This is a genomic window from Paenibacillus sp. Y859 (assembly GCF_056786405.1).
This window is the reverse complement of record NZ_JBXCIZ010000007.1, coordinates 162,040-179,933: the sequence shown is the minus strand read 5'-3', so window position 1 is coordinate 179,933 and position 17,894 is coordinate 162,040. Positions and strand designations below refer to the sequence as shown.

The window sequence follows — 17,894 nt, the reverse complement described above, 5'->3', positions numbered from 1 at the left end:
GCTCGCACAGTTGCATTAAGTACATCTAAATCCAGCCATATTCCTCTTTAGCCAACTTTAGTTGCAGATAGTACATCTAAATTACTGTAAATTCCACTTTTCATCGTTATCGCCACTTTTAACTGTAGTTATGCAACTATTTCCTATGATTCTAACTTTTCTTGATTATTAAGTGTAGTTTATGCAACTAAATGGCTGTGTCGTGGCTGCTTGGTGGCTGTTCGCGGCTAATTTGGCAGATGTTTGACCTCGTGTAGCCGAACAGCGGCCGCATTTGGTGCTTTCGAGTGGCTACTTGGCGGCTAGTCAGTGGTTGTTGGCAGATAACCAGTCTCTTTTGTCTCTATCTTTTTCCTTTATTCCTCAATGAGCCCACTTGTGGCTCTACTTCTGGGTTCACTTGTGGCTCTACTTGTGAGTTCACTTGTGACTCTACTTGTGGGTTCACCACTTGAGGGCTCGCACAGTTGCATTAAGTACATCTAAATCCAGCCATATTCCTCTTTAGCCAACTTTAGTTGCAGATAGTACATCTAAATTACTGTAAATTCCACTTTTCATCGTTATCGCCACTTTTAACTGTAGTTATGCAACTATTTCCTATGATTCTAACTTTTCTTGATTATTAAGTGTAGTTTATGCAACTAAATGGCTGTTTCTTGGCTGCTTGGTGGCTGTTGGCGGCTAATTTGGCAGATGTTTGACCTCGTGTAGCCGAACAGCAGTCGCATTTGGTGCTTTCGAGTGGCTACTTGGCGGCTAGTCAGTGGTTGTTGGCAGATAACCAGTCTCTTTTGTCTCTATCTTTTTCCTTTATTCCTCAATGAGCCCACTTGTGGCTCTACTTGTGAGTTCACTTGTGACTCTACTTGTGGGTTCACCACTTGAGGGCTCGCGCAGTTGCATTAAGTACATCTAAATCCAGCCATATTCCTCTTTAGCCAACTTTAGTTGCAGATAGTACATCTAAATTACTGTAAATTCCACTTTTCATCGTTATCGCCACTTTTAACTGTAGTTATGCAACTATTTCCTATGATTCTAACTTTTCTTGATTATTAAGTGTAGTTTATGCAACTAAATGGCTGTGTCGTGGCTGCTTGGTCGCTGTTCGCGGCTAATTTGGCAGATGTTTGACCTCGTGTAGCCGAACAGCGGCCGCATTTGGTGCTTTCGAGCGGCTACTTGGCGGCTAGTCAGTGGTTGTTGGCAGCTGATTTAGCAGATATTTGACCTCGTGTAGCCGAACAGCGGCCGCATATGTTCCACTATTCGACTATGTGGTTGTTGCACCGAAGACAACTGAATCACACCACCGAGACCACCTTCTTCTGGGGCTCAGTTCTTAACTTGCTCCCTACGCATTAACCCCCGTATCACTAGGTCGAAGGATCACAGATCCAATGGCGAGCAAGATGATTGCCATCAGTCCTAGAATAAAGAGCGGAAGCCAAATGTCGATCAAATGCCCTCCTGAGGCAATTCGATTAACTGCCTCGATGGCCCATTTCTGCGGAATGAAATTAGCTGCCTTTTGCAAATAATCCGGCATGATGGACAAGGGCCAGAAGCAACCTCCCAGCATACAGGTTGGTGTGATGATGATGGAGTTCAACATGCCTGCATTATTCGGATTACGTACCAGACCCGCTACTGTGCTTGCGATACCCATGGCCACTAACATGAAGAATCCAAGAATCAATATATGCATGAAGAACGGAATACCATAGTCAACTTGTAGTACCCAACGACTAAGAATTAGAACAACAACGATTTGTATAAGACCAACCAATAAGCTCCCTAGCATAAGGCCAAGTGAGATCTCATAAGATCTTACTGGAGTGCTAAAGATACGCGCAATGGTTCTGCTCCTGCGATCATCCATGATCAACTTAACAGTACTTGTCACTAATCCCATCATGAACATAAGGGTGAATCCTGTTGCATTATTGATCCACGGATTGGCATACAGCTGATAGTCTGTCTTGTCCGATTGAATACGATGTTCACTGATTTCCTCTAGAGTTTTGGCGAACACATCCAATGAAACACCGTTAAGCCGATCGAGGCTGCTGACCATCCCTGCTGCTTGTATCATTCCCCCAATTAAGCGATTCAGGCTCATCTTGGTTATATACGTTGCTTCACTAGTTGTAAGCTCAAGCATCGTTATCTGAGGTTCTAGTCCTAGAAGTATCTGTTCTGTGAATCCAGCGGGTATCGAAAGACCAAGTGTCCCTTTTTTTCCAAGAATGATGTCTCTAACTTCCTCTTCACTATCTTTCAATTCCAGCACATAGTTACTATTCCTAGATAACTCATCAATCACATGTTGTCCTGCTGGTCCAGAGTCCTGATTCGAGTATGGAATTATTACCGTCGAACCATTCGCCCCGCCCAAAAATGCCACGGCTAGGGAAACAACAATACAAGGAAGAATAACATACATTAGGATGCCTTTGCGGCTTCCGATAATTCTCCTGATCATGTTCCAAGCAATCGTTAGGCTATTCATGGTATCCCACCTTTCGATATAGACCAACTGTCACTACGATTAGAATCAGGCACATACTTGCCAACATACCGATGCTTTTCATCGTTTCCATGGTATTGGCCTGTAACATAATTTGTAGCAAACTTTCCATTCCCCAATGGCTAACGTTCAACACTCCGATATAGTTAATGATATCCACGGGCAGAGGCATAAACCCACCACTCAGAAAAGTCATCGCTATAATAATAACTTGCATAATCGTATCGGCACTTGAACTGGTTCTGACCATCAGCGTCACAGACGCGGCAATCGCCATTGAAGCTATAATTAGCAAGATACAGACCCCAGCGAGCAATATTGGCTGGTTGCCCCAATCCACACCATATAATAGAGAAGATACCGTAATAATAACCGTTGCTTGAAATATGGCTACAATACTATTCCCAATAATTTTACCAATAAAAATTTGGGCAGATGAAATAGGTAGCGACTGAAGACGGTACAGGGTATGATTACTTTTTTCATTAAACAGGCTCGTACTGGCCGTACTACCCGCATATAGCAGGAACATGATCATCATCGCGCCCGCATAATACTGGGAAGCTGTGTATGCGACTCCTGAATCGCTCAATTTACCCACGGTAACATAGGATGGAGGAGCCTCAGGCGTATTCGAGCTTTGACTCGAATTTGAACTTATGTTTGCGGCCTCAGTATCGCTTAATGACTTCTCTCCGATATTTCCTATGACAGACGACACCGCTAGACTCTGATTCATCTCATCCAAAATAGTATCAAATACCGTACCCGCAACTAGATTATCACTTTGGTTATGTCCAAGGATCAACTCAAGTCTTGCTTCGTTACCACTTATCACTTGAGTATCGAAATCAGGAGGAACGATAACGGCATAATCTACTTCTCGTGCACGTACACTTCGCTCTGCTTCTTCTCTAGAATCCGCTTGGTGTAGCTCTATCCTTTCCGCAACTTCTGGACTTCTCAAATACGCCTCTAATGGAGAACTCTCACCATCCTTCGTCCCCGCGCCCCCTACCATAGCAACTTTCACGACTTCGGGTGTAAACTCCTGATTACCATTGTTAAATGTACTAGAGAAAACAGTACCTAGTATGAAAATAAGTATCAAAGGTAGTAAGAACAAGTTGATTATTACCGACTTCGAACGAAACATCCTCCTTAACTCGTACCAGGCAATCGTCCATGTACTCAAGTCGACCACCCCCTAATCACGCAGCTTACGTCCCGTAAGATTTAGAAAAAGTGTCTCTAAATTCGGCTCTTCGCAAGCAAGCGATTGTATAATGACATTGTGTTTAGCACAGATGAATAAGATATCTTGCAAATCTTGCTGAGAGGAACCTACATACAGCTCAATCATATTTTCATTGACCGATACTTTAGAAATTCGTGGATGGAGCTTCAGCTCGTCTATGACAGCTGCTGGGACCTGCGTCGTCTTGATCACAACTCTCTCTTCACTTGAGACACGCTCGCGCAGCTCCTGTTGTGTACCACATGCGATGATATGCCCTTGCTCCATGATGGCGACCCGATCGCAGATCGCTGCTACTTCTTCCATGTAATGACTTGTATAAATAATCGTAGATCCCATCGCATTCAAGGTGCGTACAGATTCAAGGATATGATTACGTGATTGTGGATCAATACCTACCGTTGGCTCATCCATAATAATTAACTTCGGACGATGCATGATCGCACACGCAATATTCAGCCTTCTTTTCATCCCCCCAGAAAATGTAGCTGGTGTTTCTTTCGCACGATCTTGTAGGCCGACGAACTCTAACGCCTCATCCACTCGTTCCTTCCGCAGTTTACCCCGCAGTCCATATAATTTAGCGAAGAACGTAACATTGTCTGCTGCCGTCATCGTCTCATACAACGCTAGATCCTGCGGGACTAGACCAATACGTCTCTTCACATCAAGCGGCCGCTCATCTACAGATATACCGTCGACTATAATACTTCCTTGATCTAATTTCATTAACCCACTCATCATATTAATGGTTGTACTCTTCCCTGCTCCATTCGGGCCCAATAGACCAAATATTTCACCTTCATGAATGCTTAAATTCAAATGATCCACCGATATCTTATTCTCATAGCGCTTCACAACATCTTTCATTTCTACAAATGCCATGTTCATCGCTCCCTTGATCCTTTTTGACTCTTGCAACTTATTATACTGCCATTTTATTTATAAAAGAGGTCCTAAAGGTCATGAGCTATTGGTGACGAAAGTCATCTCCTTCCTCATTCCTGTCCTATGCTATAATGAAGCCATCTTGGACTATTTCGATTTATAAAGGATGTCGATCACCTTGTCCTATTCTCTCTCAGCGATTCGCTACAGCATCATTATCTTAAGTGCATTTATCTCGATGTATATCTATCCGTATGACAATTACGGGAAATTCACTTTAGTCATGCTGCTCTTTCTGAGCCTCACAGTATTAGAAAGATCTCTACATAACCTCTCTGTCAAAAGACTCATTCTCTGCGTGGAAGTCATATTTTCTGCTTGGCTATGTACTACATATGGTCATCTGATGTTGTTTGTATCGCTATCCGCCTTACTCTCCTATGCTTTCTTGCCGGCTGTTTCATTGCTCCGCTTGATGGCATTGGGTAGTCATCTTGCGCTACTTAATCTAGCTTTTCAATACGAAGAGCGTTTATGGATCATCTGTGCAAATTTCATTTTTATAATCGTGGCTATCTTAGTATCCTTATTAAAGCGTGCTACCACGGGCCGTGAAGAGATCATTGGTCTCTATGATGAACTACGCAAGAAGCACTACGAGCTGGATGAAACACGTAAACGACTAGTAGAGTTCAATCATCAAGTGGAGGGTGCGGCTCAATCCAGTGAGCGCGAGCGGATAGCTAGACAACTGCATGACGATATCGGTCACCGACTCATTCGTGTCAAAATGATGATGGAGGCAGCCATTCAGATCATGCCAAACGATGCTCCCCATGGATACGATATGATGCTTCAAATACGAGACCAAGTATCCGATAGCATGGATAACATGCGTAATACTGTAAAAAGAATGCGTCCCATCACTTCTTTGAAGGATGAGTATGCTATCGACCGACTTCTTGAGAATATAGGTCGAGAAACAGGGGTTCACACTAGCCTCACCACCAAAGGCACTCCCTTCCCTTTGTACCCAAGCATACAAATTATATTGTACAAGAATGCCCAAGAAGCGCTTACGAATGCTCTCAGGCATGGCCAAGCTACATCCATTGAAGTCCTTCTTGATTATCAAGATAACGAAATACGTATGTCTGTCAGCAATAACGGGATCGTTGGTGAATCTCCAGGTCAGGGTAAAAGACAACTAGGAATGGGCCTCAGCGGGATGCAGGAAAGGACACAACTCGTTAGTGGGAGCGTTGATATTCAGTGGGCCTATCCATTTACGGTTGTAACACGACTGCCTGTATACAGGAGCAACGAGATTATATGAATAAAGGCCGGTAACACTGAGTTCCTCTGTCAAGTTGCAAGAGTAACTCGATCATACAAACACAGCGTATTCCAACACCAAGTTCATGTAGATATAGGGAGGATTCGAGATGATTTCTTTATTGATCGTAGATGATGATGAATTTATTCGTGAGAGTTTAAAAGTATTAATGGCTGTGGATGCTGAAATTAAGGTCGTAGGTTGTGCAGCAAATGGAGTGGATGCCGTAGAGTTGATGGTATCGGGGCTACATGTAGATGTCGTGCTCATGGATATTCGAATGCCGATATGTGATGGTGTCGAGGGAACGAAGCGGGTAAAGGAGCTATTTCCTGACACTCGGGTACTCATGCTCACTACTTTTGATGATGACGAGTATATTATTCAAGCACTGGAGAACGGTGCGAGTGGATATTTACTTAAGAACATCGCACCCGATCGCATCATCCATGGCATTAAAACGGTACATGAAGGAGATTTCCTAATTCATCCCGACATTGCCCGTAAACTCACGACTTTCTTGCGTCCCCCAGCTACTGCAGCAAATTTACAGGTAACTCCGGCTGTAAATGCAATTGCAACTGCAACTGCAACTGCAACAAATTTACAGTCAGCGGCAAGTACAACTTCAACTCCTCATGCTGATGGGAAAATGGTATCCCAGTACGGCCTATCGCCCATGGAACTCACAATCATCCGCCACATTTCAGAAGGACTATCCAATAAAGAAATCGCCCAGGAATGTTTCCTCAGCGAAGGCACGGTAAAGAATTATATTACAGACATCCTTAGCAAACTACAGCTACGAGACCGCACCCAGATTGCCATCCTTTATCTCAAGGCTCAGATATGAGGGTCATGAGGAAGATGTGAGGGGCATACGAGGATGTGAGGAGCTTGCGAGGATATGAGAATGTGAGGGGCATTCACGGATGTGAGGATCATACGAAGATATGAGAATGTGAGGGGCATTCGCGGATGTGAGAATCATACGAAGATATGAGAATGTGAGGATCCGTGATCCGTACAAAGGGAAGGCGCACAGATCCATAAAGGAAATGGTTGTCCCCCCATTCTGGATGGAGCGGCATCCTTTTATCGCCTGCGGTTGCCGCCTGCAGTTGCATTAACTACATCTAAATCCAGCCATATTCCTCTTTAGCCAACTTTAGTTGCATAAACTACATCTAAATTACTGGAAATTCCACTTTTCATCGATATCGCCACTTTTAACTGTAGTTTTGCAACTATTTCTCTCATTTCTGGCTGTTCCCCCAAATTAAATGTATATTATGCAACTATTCCGCAGTATTGCGTTCTGATTAATCAATTACACGAATAGTCCGTTATACAACAGCACTTCAGTAAACTCTCGACAGTTATTCCGCATAATTTTTTATTCCTAATCCGTTACTGCAAGGTCCATATTAGTGACGAAGAGCATCCTACCATCTAATCTGATGAGTGGGGCGTTTCAGTGTGCGCTATTAAGTAAACGGATTAACGTTTGCCCCTTAGAAATAAGAGTTACATAATAAGCTACTCTCAGAGTGGATTGACACATACCAGTCTTTCTCCTTACCCTGCTCCTCCACTGGCACCACAAGTCGCTCCAACTCTACCCCTCCTGGAGCCCACACAGTTGCATTAAGCATATCTAATTCCGGCCACATCGCCCTTTAGCCAACTTTAGTTGCACAGCCTACATCTAAATCCAGCCATATTCCTCTTTAACCAACTTTAGTTGCATAAACTACATCTAAATTACTGGAAATTCCACTTTTCATCGTTATCGCCACTTTTAACTGTAGTATTGCAACTATTTCTCTCATTTATGGCTGTTCCCCCAAATTAAATGTATATTATGCAACTATTCCGCAGTATTGCGTTCTGATTAATCAATTACACGAATAGTCCGTTATACAACAGCATTTCAGTAAACTCTCGACAGTTATTCCGCCTAATTTTTTATTCCTAATCCGTCACTGCACGGCTCAAATCAATGACTCTAGATTATTTGGATGTATATTGTTATAATCAAAATATATTAGTGACGAAGAACGTCCTACCATCTTATCTGATGAGTGGGGCGTTTCTGCGTGCGCTGTTAAGTAAGCAGATCCATGTTACTACTCATCCATCGACTAAGGAGTTGAATTGGAATGAGAAACTTTGAGGAGGAGCATCAGGTATTCTTCCAACATCATTTGAATCGCCGTTCAGGTGAGAGAAGAGGGCGTCTTGAACGCGGACACAATCATGGGGAAATTCTATTTCTGAAACATGTTTGGTGGCCACTCTATGAAAACTTTGATGGATTACACCCAGAATTCGAGGTTGCCGATTGGCGCGGTCGTTCCTACTTCGGTGATTTCGCCTATTTGAAGGGACACTTAAAGTTCATCATTGAAATTAAAGGTTATGGCCCACATGTGCGTGATATGAATCGCCAAAAGTATTGCGATGAGTTGAATCGGGAGTTATTTCTACAGTGTACTGGTTACCGCATAATTTCTTTCGCATATGATGATGTCTCTGAACGACCAGAGCTTTGTAGAGACTTACTTCAAATGTTACTCAATCGGTATCTTGCGCTAGACCAACCAACGAATCTCTCATCAATATCCGAGAATGAGGTCATCCGCTTAGCACTATCCCAGACTAAACCTCTTAGCCCGAAGAGAGTATCCATTCATCTCGGTATTAACCATCGAACTGCCATGCGAATACTTCAATCACTGTGCTCCAAAGGCTGGATTCGTCCAATTGCAACTAGGGATGGTTTACGAATCCATCACTATGAACTACAACGCAATGCTTGGGAGTTCATTCAATAAACTAATATTGCTATTTATGACGGCTTGTCAAATCAAATACAACCCCAATTGGTTACCCATTGGTTTGACAAGTCATCAGCTTTAGTTGCAAAAACGATCACCGATCCCACGGATAGCGTATTACCACATCCGAGTCATCAGGGACGGTATCCGTTAACGTTGTCACTTTGCCGTCCGTTGACACTTTCCCATCCGTTGCCGCTGCTGTTTCGGCTAGCGCAAAGTCAACTGGCGATACAGGTTCCGTGATGTAATCTTCCCAACTTAATCTGAACCGCTTTCGAGTGTTAAGCTTCATTCCAACAATCTGATAGATGCTGGCGGGTCTCAAGTTGGCTACGTCTCTGACAGTTTGATCCGGCGCAAGAATAACACCCAACTGATGATGATCCCCCGCATACATTGGACGCTGAAGATATTTACTCTCGCCAGCCAAGTTCTGCACTTCTAATTTACAGAAGGCTGAGTTCATTCGCAAAGAGCTGTGAAGCTCCGCTTCAGTATGGAGAATAACACCATTTACTTTCAGCAACGTCTCGCCAGGGGTAATCCCAAGCTCTTCAGCCGGGCTATTAGGTACAATAGCAAGTACACGCAATCCCTCCACGGGGTGAACAAATAGCGAGTTACGACTTTGCTCCTCTATTTGACTAGCCCACTCCAACACTCTGTGCAACACAAAGCTCGCGAGCGCAGCCACAATCATAAGTGGATTCCACCATGCAGAAAGTGCTCCAATGATCAGAAGAATGACGCTATATATTATAAGCCTCTTGAATGTACTCTTAGACTTCTGTTGAGGAAGTACACTTTGTGTCATTCCACTAAACCCTATGATGACAGGGAGTGCCAGCATGCTAAAGCCGTAAGCCCAACCCTCTCCCCCAAGAAGAGGTGTCCAAGGTAATATATTACCCGTCGTCTGAGCTGGAATAAGTAGAAACAGTGGCAATGGCCAGAAGGCCTGCATCTGATACCCTCCCACTAGCTTTCCTCGTTTACTCTCCAATAACAGCGGCATCGCGAATGAAGCAGCTTGTTTCCTTATCAGAATAGCCTCAACCAAATGTAAAATAGCTACCAAGATAACTAGAGATGGTATATCAAGCGCCCTCACCGCTTCGGTCGTGCTCCCTAAATAAGATTCCGGCTGCCAATTCGGAAAGAATCCCAGAATAAACTGAATGACCCCCAGCACACCTACCGAGTAGGCCAAACACAAGTATCGAACACCTAACAGTAACATAGCTAGCGTTACAACCCATATGCAAATAATCGCTGCTGGAGTTAATGAGATCCCTAGGAAAGCAATCACGATCGATACACATATACCACCTACCAAGCCGCCAATCAGCGTACGCCAAGCTTGTAGACTCCAACTATGAAGCCGTACATGAAATAACTTCCGTTCCATCAACATCTGTTGACGATAGAATAACAAGATAAACAGAATTGAAATATAATAAAAGGGCTGAGTCAACAGCTGTACTAGAGCGTCCGTCATATTCCACATCAATTCTAGAGCCACATCCAAAGTCTAGTCACACTCCTTCACAATCTAACACAACCATTCATAGCTAATCCTAAGTCTCAAGCAGAAACGGCTATGACGTCCTTTTTCGAGGACGGTACCCGTATCTGTTGAAATTTAAGAAATAGAGTATCAAGTGAAACTTATACTTTCTTATATTTAAAAAAAGGCGTCCATCGACGTCCTCGGCAAAAGAGTTCATGTGGTGGGTGTAATTTAAACGTCAAATCACCAGTTATAGTCACCTTCCACCATATACAACATATACAAATCACCAATAGTTGCAAAAAGCACATCTAAATTCGGTTAAACTTGGTTAAATCGCCCTGCCGAGGGTTTTAGTTGCATAAACTGCATCTAAATCCGGCTAATTCCCCCTGTAGCTCTATTTAGTTGCAGGGAGTACATCTAAATTACTGGAAAACCCTACTTTTACCGTTATCGCTACTTTTAGCTGCAGTTTTTACAACTATTTCTCTCTCCTACTACTTTTCCTTCTAAATAAGTGCAGTTTATACAACTATCCCAACTTCATCAGCCTTCATCCATGCGTAGCCTTATTCATGTGTATTCATCGTTCACGATCAGCCTTCATCCATGCGTAAGCTTATTCATGTGTGTTCATCATTCATGATCAGCCTTCATCCATGAGTGATGCTGCCTTCATGTGTGAAACGTGTGCTTTCTTATCCTGTAAGTCCTGTAAGTCCTGTAAGAAAAAAAGAAGGCTAACGTTCAGCCTTCTTACTTGTTCGACGCCATCGCCTTTATTTCCTTCTGCACTTCTGCAATACCTTGTTTCAATTGTGTATCGTTCAGAGGATCTTGTATATGCTTAATCAACATGGTTTCCAACGCCTCTGCTGTCTTCGCATCGACGATACCATTAGCCTCAATCTTCTGGCTGGTCTGGAAGCTCTTCACAGCTTTCTGAGTTCCTTGATCGAAATAGCCATCTGTACGTCCTGGTTTCATTCCAAGTCCGTCCAACATGATTTGAGCGCTTTTCACATCCTCACTGTTCATGTTGTACTCCAGGGTCTTCTCCTTATTAATCGGGGCTACCGAGAAGTATCCAGGCTGCAATACTGTAATATCTGGCTTAATTCCTTTCTCGTGAATCCAAGTACCATTAGGAGTAAGCCACTTCGCAATTGTAATCTTAAGTAAGCTACCGTCACCCAATTGCTTCTCGAAGCTTGTCTGAACGGTGCCTTTGCCAAAGGAGTTATCTCCCACTAATATTACACCAGCGGATTGTTGTAACGCCCCTGCCAATATTTCAGACGCACTTGCACTTCCTTTGTTCATTAACAATGTGACCGGATAAGATTTGCTTGAGCCCTTAGAGAAACTCTTCTCACGCTTGCCTTTCTTATCCTCCACTTGAACAATCATTTCACCCTTCGGTACGAATTGTTGAGAAATATCAATTACGACAGAGAGAACGCCACCCGGGTTGTTACGGACATCAATGACAAGTCCCTTCATCCCTTTTTGCTCCAACGTCGATAATTCATTCTTAAATCGTTCCGCTGTGTTTGAAGAGAACTGAGTGATCTCAATAATACCAATTCCATCATCTCCCAAACGAGCGTTGACCGTTTCTAAAGCGACATCATCGCGAACAATAGCGTATACAATGGGTTCAGATGTACCCTCACGTTTCACCTGTATTGTAGCTGTAGATCCTTTGACACCACGAATCTTAGCGACAGCAGCATTCAACTCAAGACCCGCCAATGATTCTCCATTCACAGAGAGAAGAACATCCTGAGATCTAATACCTGCCTTCTCTGCAGGAGAGCCCTTAATCGGAGAGACTACAGTAACGTTGCCATTGACCAAGGATACCTCTGCGCCAATTCCACTAAAAGAACCCTCGATTGTCTCTACGAATTGTTGTGCTGTCTCTTGTCCCATATACGTGGAGTAGGGATCAGACAATGCTTGCATCATGCCATTGATCGCACCATCTACCAAGGAACTGCGATCAATATCCTTATAGTAATTCCCCTCAATGAGATCAAGCGCCGCTCCGATCTTCCGAGTCTCAGCAGATTTCAGCCCACTACTAGTAATACTAGCAAATAGTCCTTCACCACTCGCAGCCTGTCCAGCGAAACTACTGGAATTACCTAGGAAAAGTGTCAGCAGACTACCGCTTATTAGGGCGACAACCACCATGAGTGCCGCCGTACGTTTCTTTAACATGTTGAGTTCACCACCTTCTTCGCGTCTGTCCAACGCTATTCACAGTCTTATTGTACCTCGCTTAGTATATGTTCGAAAGGTTAGGATTATTTACGTTAGATAAGCATGATTTAGAGTTTAACATATTGTTTAAATATATGGCGATGGATCTACGGTACTCCCATTAATACGTACTTCAAAATGTAAGTGGGGTCCCGTACTTTGGCCCGTACTTCCAGACTCGGCAATTTTCTGTCCACGACTAACTCGGTCACCTACTTTAACCGAGATACCGCCTTTGCGAATATGTCCATATAACGTCCACATGCCACCACCATGGTCTACAATAACAGCATATCCGTAACCGCCGTACCATTCAGCTAGAATAATCGTTCCTGATTCTGCTGCACGAATCGTTGTCCCCTGTGGCACAGCGAAATCAACACCGTTATGCATCTTGCCTTTTGCACCCGTTACGGGATGTGTTCGTTTACCATATCCGGAGGATAATCGCCCGCCTGCTACCGGCATCATCAACGGACCTCCGCTACCACTATAGCTAGCCACTGAGGGTGTAGATTTAGATTTATTCTTAGCTGCCGCTTTGGCAGCAGCAGCCCGCTTAGCAGCAGCGGCCTTAGCTGCTTTAACCCGTGCAGCTTCTTCAGCTACCAACTTATTCTTCGCCTGTAGCAAGGTTGATCGCTCACTGGCAAGAGCAACTAGCTGTAGCTCCTGCTCTTCCGTTAATTCATTGGATTCTTCAATTTCTTTATCATACTGAGCGATGAGAACTTTCTTCTCAGCTTCCTTCTCACTTAGTATACTCTTCTGCGTCTCTATTTCCGAATAGAGGCTTTCCGCCTTGGCGTACTGTAATTCTAACTCCACTGTCTTCTCAACGACAGTCTCCTTGTCCTTCTTATGCTCAACTAATAAGTTCTGATCCTGATCCACGATCATCTTAAGTGAATCGGCTCGTACAAGGAAATCACTAAAGCTAGTGGAAGCCATTAACACTTCTAGATAAGAAACAGTACCGTCCGTATACATCAGTCTCACACGAGATTCCAACATCACCTCACGCGTTGCAATACGTTCTTCCGCAGCATCTAGCTCAGTAGCAGCTATCGTTAAGTTTTCCTTCGTTTCATCAATTTGCCCTGAAATATCGGCTAACTTATTCGTAACGCTATCAATTTCATCTAGCACAGAATGTAAGTACTCTATATTCTTCTCCTTGTAATGCTCTGCTTCCTCCTTCTGAGAGGCTGCTTTCTCCTGTGTCTTCTTAGCTTCCTGCGCTCGTTCCTGCAGAACCTTCAATTCCTTCTCAATCTGACTTACCGTTTGCTTCTTCGCATAAGTATCACTAGGTTGAAATATCATGGTCGCCGCCAAAATAACAACCAATAATAGATTTATCTTCTTCAAATTGGTTTCGCCATCCTTTAGCATAATCTAATTCTATAATATATCGTTCACGTTAGCCGTTAGGCATGTCCGAAAGCTCTCAGCACTATACTTTCAAAAACTTACGAATAGAGACGGTACTTCCCCATATGCCGATCAATATACCTATAGAGAGCATCAGAATGCTCAATAACAACCATATATCAGATAACGGAATTAATATCATTCCTAGAGAAACATCCCCACTTATCGCCTGTACCAACTGACCATATCCTATGAAAAGAAGGCCTAATGTAGCTAAAGAACCGATCCCTCCGATGAGCGCACCTTCTATAAAGAAAGGCCATCGAATGAAATAGTTAGTCGCCCCTACCAATTTCATAATGCTAATCTCACGACGACGAGCTAGAATCGTAACTCTAATCGTATTGGATATAAGGAACATGGACATCACTCCGAGAACCCCGACAAATATAAATCCTATGTTTCGCACAGCACGAGTAATCTTGAATAGCTTCTCGACAGCTCCCTCGCCATATTTCACCTTCATGATCGGAGACTCAGGATGACTCTCATTCAGCGCTGTAATCTTCTCCGCCACTTGGACTATTGTTATTGCTTCAATAACCTCAACCACCAACGTATCAGGAAGTGGATTATTGTCATTATCGAATCCTGAAAGAAGTTCCTTGCCATCTTCTCCTAAGCGCTCAGTAAATTCCTTCAGTCCTTGTTCTTTGGATATAAAGGTAACTTTGCTAACCTCAGGTATGAGACCAATCTCTGTGTTAATCGTTTCACGGAGCTTCTGATCTACATCAAGATTCAAGTACGCACTAATCTGGACTTTGCTATCGACGTCATCCGCCAATTGATTGACATTAAGCACTAATAAAATAAATACACCTAAAACGAAAAGAGAAACAACGATGGAAGTTATAGATGCAATCGACATCCATCCATTACGAAATACGTTCTTGCATCCTTCTCGTAGATGCCGCAAGAAGGTGTTAAAATTCATACCCATATTCCCCTCTCGCTTGGTCTCTGACAATGTTACCCTGTTCAATCGCGATAACTCTTTTGCGCATGCTATTCACGATATCTTTGTTATGCGTTGCCATCACAATCGTTGTCCCACGGAAGTTAATCTCATCAAGAAGCTGCATAATCCCCCATGAAGTCTCGGGATCTAGATTACCTGTAGGCTCGTCCGCAATAATAACAGATGGATTATTCACAATCGCTCTAGCAATGGCAATCCGTTGCTGTTCTCCACCTGAGAGTTGATCTGGTTCACGTCCCGCCTTGTTCTTCAATCCAACCATATCTAGTACTTCCATAACCCGCTTCTTGATCACACGTTTCGGCACTTCAATAGCTTCCATTGCAAATGCAACATTCTCATACGCTGTCATACGTGGTAGCAGTCTGAAATCTTGAAAGATAACACCTATATTCCTGCGTACGTAAGGGATTTTGCGTTGCTTCAGCTTACCTAGATTGAACCCGTTAACTGAAATTTGACCTTTCGTTGGAACTTCTTCTCTATAAATAAGCTTCATAAATGTCGATTTACCTGCTCCAGAAGGACCTACAACATATACAAACTCGTTACGGTCAATCTTCACGGAGACCCCCTGTAAAGCATGGGTTCCATTCTTATATGTCTTCCATACATCTTGCATTTCAATCATATTATCACTTCCCAGTTCCCATTATCAGCCAAATACAATTTCGACACGATCCAGCCATTTCCTCTAATAACCTTCAAGAAACATCACTATTTATATATTGTAACAAAATTGTTACCCTTTGAGTACCCGCAATTATCCTAATCTTCTGACATACAATATATAAGTGCGTGAATAACGGCTAAGAAGAGAGAAGGTAGATACATTATGAACAGGTTCCATATCAATCTATTTGCAGTTACCATTATATTCATCGTCGGGTCCACTCTATTCGGTTGCTTATATCTATATTCACAACAAGATAGTCTACCTAAAGGAACAACATTATCAGGATGGGCCGTAGGAGGGTTAACTACTGAGATTGCACTACAGGAGCTCGAGGATAGAATCCATCGTCTGGAGCAACTACCACTCCATATCACTATTAAGAATCCATCCACATCCGAGACACACTCCAAATGGACTCTAGCTGATGCTGGTGTGCATTACGATGCAGATGTTTTTCGCAGAGCTGTATTGAAATTACGAGAGGGAAACATGTTTGAGCGTATCTCTTACCGTTGGCATTTCGAGAGTAGCTTCGTTATCACATCACACTGGAATCCCGCTCCTATGAAATCAATCTATAACGAGGCATGGGAAAAGAATCAGTTCGGCGTCCCCGTTAACGCTACCCGGCGCATTACCACGGATGACAGAGTAGTGTACACACCTGAAACTTCCGCATATCGATTGGATTGGAATACCCTAACTACCCGTATGACTTCTTTAATTCCACACGATTTCGATAGATTGGAGCATGAAGCTGAAGATCCACTTGCTTGCGAACTTCCCTTCACGTTAGAACGTCCCAAGATTAGTATTGAAGATTTGAAAAATGAAGGGATAGAGCGTAAATTCATACAATTCTCCACTCCGTTGAAGACAAGTACTCCGGGCAGAGTATTCAATGTTAATTCTGCGGCACAAGCAACGAATGGCACCATTTTGAAACCAGGAGAGATATTTGATTACGGAAAAGTGATCGCCCTTGCAGAGAAACAATACGGGTTCCGTGAAGCACCTGTTATTCTCAACGGAAAATTGGTTCCTGGGATTGGCGGAGGTATCTGCCAAGTATCTAGTACTCTCTATAGTGCGGCAATTCGAACGGGCTTGGATATTGTGGAACGAAGAAGCCACTCCCTGCCGGTTAGCTATTTACCTAAAGGTCAAGATGCCACCTTCGCTACAGGGTCGATTAATTTCCGATTCAAGAACAATACAGGCAAACATTTGTTAATTCAGACGACAGTGAGGGACCGTACACTTACAGTTAAATTCTTCGGTACCTTTCCTACTAATGTTCGATATGATATTGAATCGATTGTCGTCGAGACACTCACGTCCTCTAATAAATACGTCAAGAATTCTACCTTGCCCGTGGGAACTCAGGAAGTTCTCCAGAATGGAACAATAGGCTATGTCGTTGATACTTATCAGATTAAAAAAGTAGATGGTGTCGTCCAACAAAGAAAACGCATCTCACGCGATACATACCATCCCCAGAAGCGCATCATTAGCATCAACCCTGAGGAACAATTGGACATCGCTCCACCAATCGCTCCGAAAGAGAAGCAAATCATCGAGGATGGCGTGAGTGGTCCGAATTTTTGAAGAGGTGATGAGGCCTTACTCGGCCATATAAGGCGGGAGATGATGGGCGCGGGCGGAGGGGGTCCCCCCTTCCGCCCAAATAAATACACGTTATGTAACTACTCAATGAAAAGACCATATAGACTCCCTAATTCTTCAACTTTTCCGTTTCTCCCTCCCCTACCAATGCCCACGCCAACCTAATTACCCCGAATAAGTGCCTAAAGTACATCTAAATCCAGCCTTATTCCACTGCCGCTAACTTTAGTTGCACAAACAACATCTAATTTACTCAAAAACCCGAATTTCCACCATATCACCATTTTTAAGTGCACTTTTACATCTATTTCCTCCCCTCTCGCCCTTTCGCCCAAAATAGATGCATCTTATGCATCTATTTGATGAGCGACCATACAAACTCCCATTTCTTCAACCTTTCCACTCCTCCCCCACTCTCCGATTCCCCAACTCCCAACTCCCAACTCCCTCCCCCACAAAGCTCCAAAAAGAAAGAGAAGCGGTGCCCCTATCGGGACGCCGCTTCTCTTGTATGGCACCATATGCAATTTGCAATAT

General features: G+C 43.5%; 14 protein-coding genes. 5 read left to right on the top strand and 9 right to left on the bottom strand.

Annotated features, from left to right (window positions below):
* Nucleotides 1–1,357: 1,357 nt before the first annotated feature.
* From AC1TO8_RS15990 to AC1TO8_RS15980, 3 genes are read right to left on the bottom strand one after another with little or no spacing between them, the layout of a single operon-like run.
* Nucleotides 1,358–2,515 (bottom strand): ABC transporter permease, encoded by a 1,158-nt coding sequence (locus AC1TO8_RS15990; protein ID WP_482056617.1) that lies wholly within the window; start codon nt 2,513–2,515, stop codon nt 1,358–1,360.
* Nucleotides 2,508–3,728, bottom strand: coding sequence for an ABC transporter permease (locus AC1TO8_RS15985; RefSeq protein WP_482056616.1), 1,221 nt, complete (start codon nt 3,726–3,728; stop codon nt 2,508–2,510). The genes AC1TO8_RS15990 and AC1TO8_RS15985 overlap by 8 nt, the downstream gene beginning before the upstream one ends.
* Nucleotides 3,729–3,740: 12 nt before the next feature.
* Nucleotides 3,741–4,676: an ABC transporter ATP-binding protein gene (locus AC1TO8_RS15980; protein WP_482056615.1), complete on the bottom strand. Its 936-nt coding sequence runs from the start codon at nt 4,674–4,676 to the stop codon at nt 3,741–3,743.
* Nucleotides 4,677–4,857: 181 nt separating this feature from the next.
* Here AC1TO8_RS15980 and AC1TO8_RS15975 point away from each other — a divergent pair, with 181 nt between their 5' ends.
* Nucleotides 4,858–6,015, top strand: a complete 1,158-nt coding sequence (locus AC1TO8_RS15975) for a sensor histidine kinase (RefSeq protein WP_482056614.1) — start codon at nt 4,858–4,860, stop codon at nt 6,013–6,015.
* Nucleotides 6,016–6,124: 109 nt separating this feature from the next.
* Nucleotides 6,125–6,868: a response regulator gene (locus tag AC1TO8_RS15970; protein ID WP_482056613.1), complete on the top strand. Its 744-nt coding sequence runs from the start codon at nt 6,125–6,127 to the stop codon at nt 6,866–6,868.
* A 661-nt stretch (nt 6,869–7,529) separates the two neighbouring features.
* Here AC1TO8_RS15970 and AC1TO8_RS15965 read toward each other — a convergent pair.
* Nucleotides 7,530–7,688, bottom strand: a complete 159-nt coding sequence (locus AC1TO8_RS15965) for a hypothetical protein (protein WP_482056612.1) — start codon at nt 7,686–7,688, stop codon at nt 7,530–7,532.
* 377 nt (nt 7,689–8,065) lie between these two features.
* Here AC1TO8_RS15965 and AC1TO8_RS15960 point away from each other — a divergent pair, with 377 nt between their 5' ends.
* Nucleotides 8,066–8,191: a hypothetical protein gene (locus tag AC1TO8_RS15960; RefSeq protein ID WP_482056611.1), complete on the top strand. Its 126-nt coding sequence runs from the start codon at nt 8,066–8,068 to the stop codon at nt 8,189–8,191.
* Nucleotides 8,178–8,852, top strand: coding sequence for a hypothetical protein (locus tag AC1TO8_RS15955; RefSeq protein WP_482056610.1), 675 nt, complete (start codon nt 8,178–8,180; stop codon nt 8,850–8,852). The genes AC1TO8_RS15960 and AC1TO8_RS15955 overlap by 14 nt, the downstream gene beginning before the upstream one ends.
* Before the next feature lie 97 nt (nt 8,853–8,949).
* On the opposite strand, the gene AC1TO8_RS15950 is transcribed toward AC1TO8_RS15955, so the two are convergent.
* The 5 genes from AC1TO8_RS15950 to ftsE all read right to left on the bottom strand — a co-directional run bounded on the left by AC1TO8_RS15950 (nt 8,950) and on the right by ftsE (nt 15,686).
* Nucleotides 8,950–10,365: a PDZ domain-containing protein gene (locus AC1TO8_RS15950; protein WP_482056668.1), complete on the bottom strand. Its 1,416-nt coding sequence runs from the start codon at nt 10,363–10,365 to the stop codon at nt 8,950–8,952.
* A gap of 762 nt (nt 10,366–11,127) precedes the next feature.
* The gene (locus AC1TO8_RS15945; RefSeq protein WP_482056609.1) at nt 11,128–12,597 is read right to left on the bottom strand and encodes a S41 family peptidase; all 1,470 of its coding nucleotides are present in this window, start codon (nt 12,595–12,597) and stop codon (nt 11,128–11,130) included.
* A gap of 129 nt (nt 12,598–12,726) precedes the next feature.
* Nucleotides 12,727–14,010 carry a murein hydrolase activator EnvC family protein gene (locus tag AC1TO8_RS15940; RefSeq protein ID WP_482056608.1) on the bottom strand — a complete coding sequence of 428 codons (1,284 nt, stop codon included), beginning with the start codon at nt 14,008–14,010 and terminating at the stop codon, nt 12,727–12,729.
* An 85-nt stretch (nt 14,011–14,095) separates the two neighbouring features.
* Nucleotides 14,096–15,010, bottom strand: a complete 915-nt coding sequence (ftsX, locus tag AC1TO8_RS15935; protein WP_482056607.1) for a permease-like cell division protein FtsX — start codon at nt 15,008–15,010, stop codon at nt 14,096–14,098.
* Entirely contained in the window at nt 15,000–15,686 is a 687-nt protein-coding gene (ftsE, locus tag AC1TO8_RS15930) for a cell division ATP-binding protein FtsE (RefSeq protein WP_482056606.1), read from the bottom strand. Before ftsE ends, ftsX begins: the two co-directional genes overlap by 11 nt.
* A 204-nt stretch (nt 15,687–15,890) precedes the next feature.
* Between ftsE and AC1TO8_RS15925 the strand changes: the two genes are divergently transcribed.
* Nucleotides 15,891–17,339, top strand: a complete 1,449-nt coding sequence (locus tag AC1TO8_RS15925) for a VanW family protein (protein WP_482056605.1) — start codon at nt 15,891–15,893, stop codon at nt 17,337–17,339.
* The last annotated feature ends 555 nt before the right edge of the window (nt 17,340–17,894 follow it).

Bases quoted from the DNA above. Each gene is read 5' to 3' on its own strand.
- AC1TO8_RS15955 (WP_482056610.1), top strand. From the start codon at position 8,178: ATGAGAAACTTTGAGGAGGAGCATCAGGTATTCTTCCAACATCATTTG.
- AC1TO8_RS15945 (WP_482056609.1), bottom strand. From the start codon at position 12,597: ATGTTAAAGAAACGTACGGCGGCACTCATGGTGGTTGTCGCCCTAATA.
- AC1TO8_RS15950 (WP_482056668.1), bottom strand. From the start codon at position 10,365: ATGTGGAATATGACGGACGCTCTAGTACAGCTGTTGACTCAGCCCTTT.
- ftsX (WP_482056607.1), bottom strand. From the start codon at position 15,010: ATGAATTTTAACACCTTCTTGCGGCATCTACGAGAAGGATGCAAGAAC.
- AC1TO8_RS15925 (WP_482056605.1), top strand. From the start codon at position 15,891: ATGAACAGGTTCCATATCAATCTATTTGCAGTTACCATTATATTCATC.
- AC1TO8_RS15965 (WP_482056612.1), bottom strand. From the start codon at position 7,688: ATGTGGCCGGAATTAGATATGCTTAATGCAACTGTGTGGGCTCCAGGA.
- ftsE (WP_482056606.1), bottom strand. From the start codon at position 15,686: ATGATTGAAATGCAAGATGTATGGAAGACATATAAGAATGGAACCCAT.
- AC1TO8_RS15970 (WP_482056613.1), top strand. From the start codon at position 6,125: ATGATTTCTTTATTGATCGTAGATGATGATGAATTTATTCGTGAGAGT.
- AC1TO8_RS15990 (WP_482056617.1), bottom strand. From the start codon at position 2,515: ATGAATAGCCTAACGATTGCTTGGAACATGATCAGGAGAATTATCGGA.
- AC1TO8_RS15980 (WP_482056615.1), bottom strand. From the start codon at position 4,676: ATGGCATTTGTAGAAATGAAAGATGTTGTGAAGCGCTATGAGAATAAG.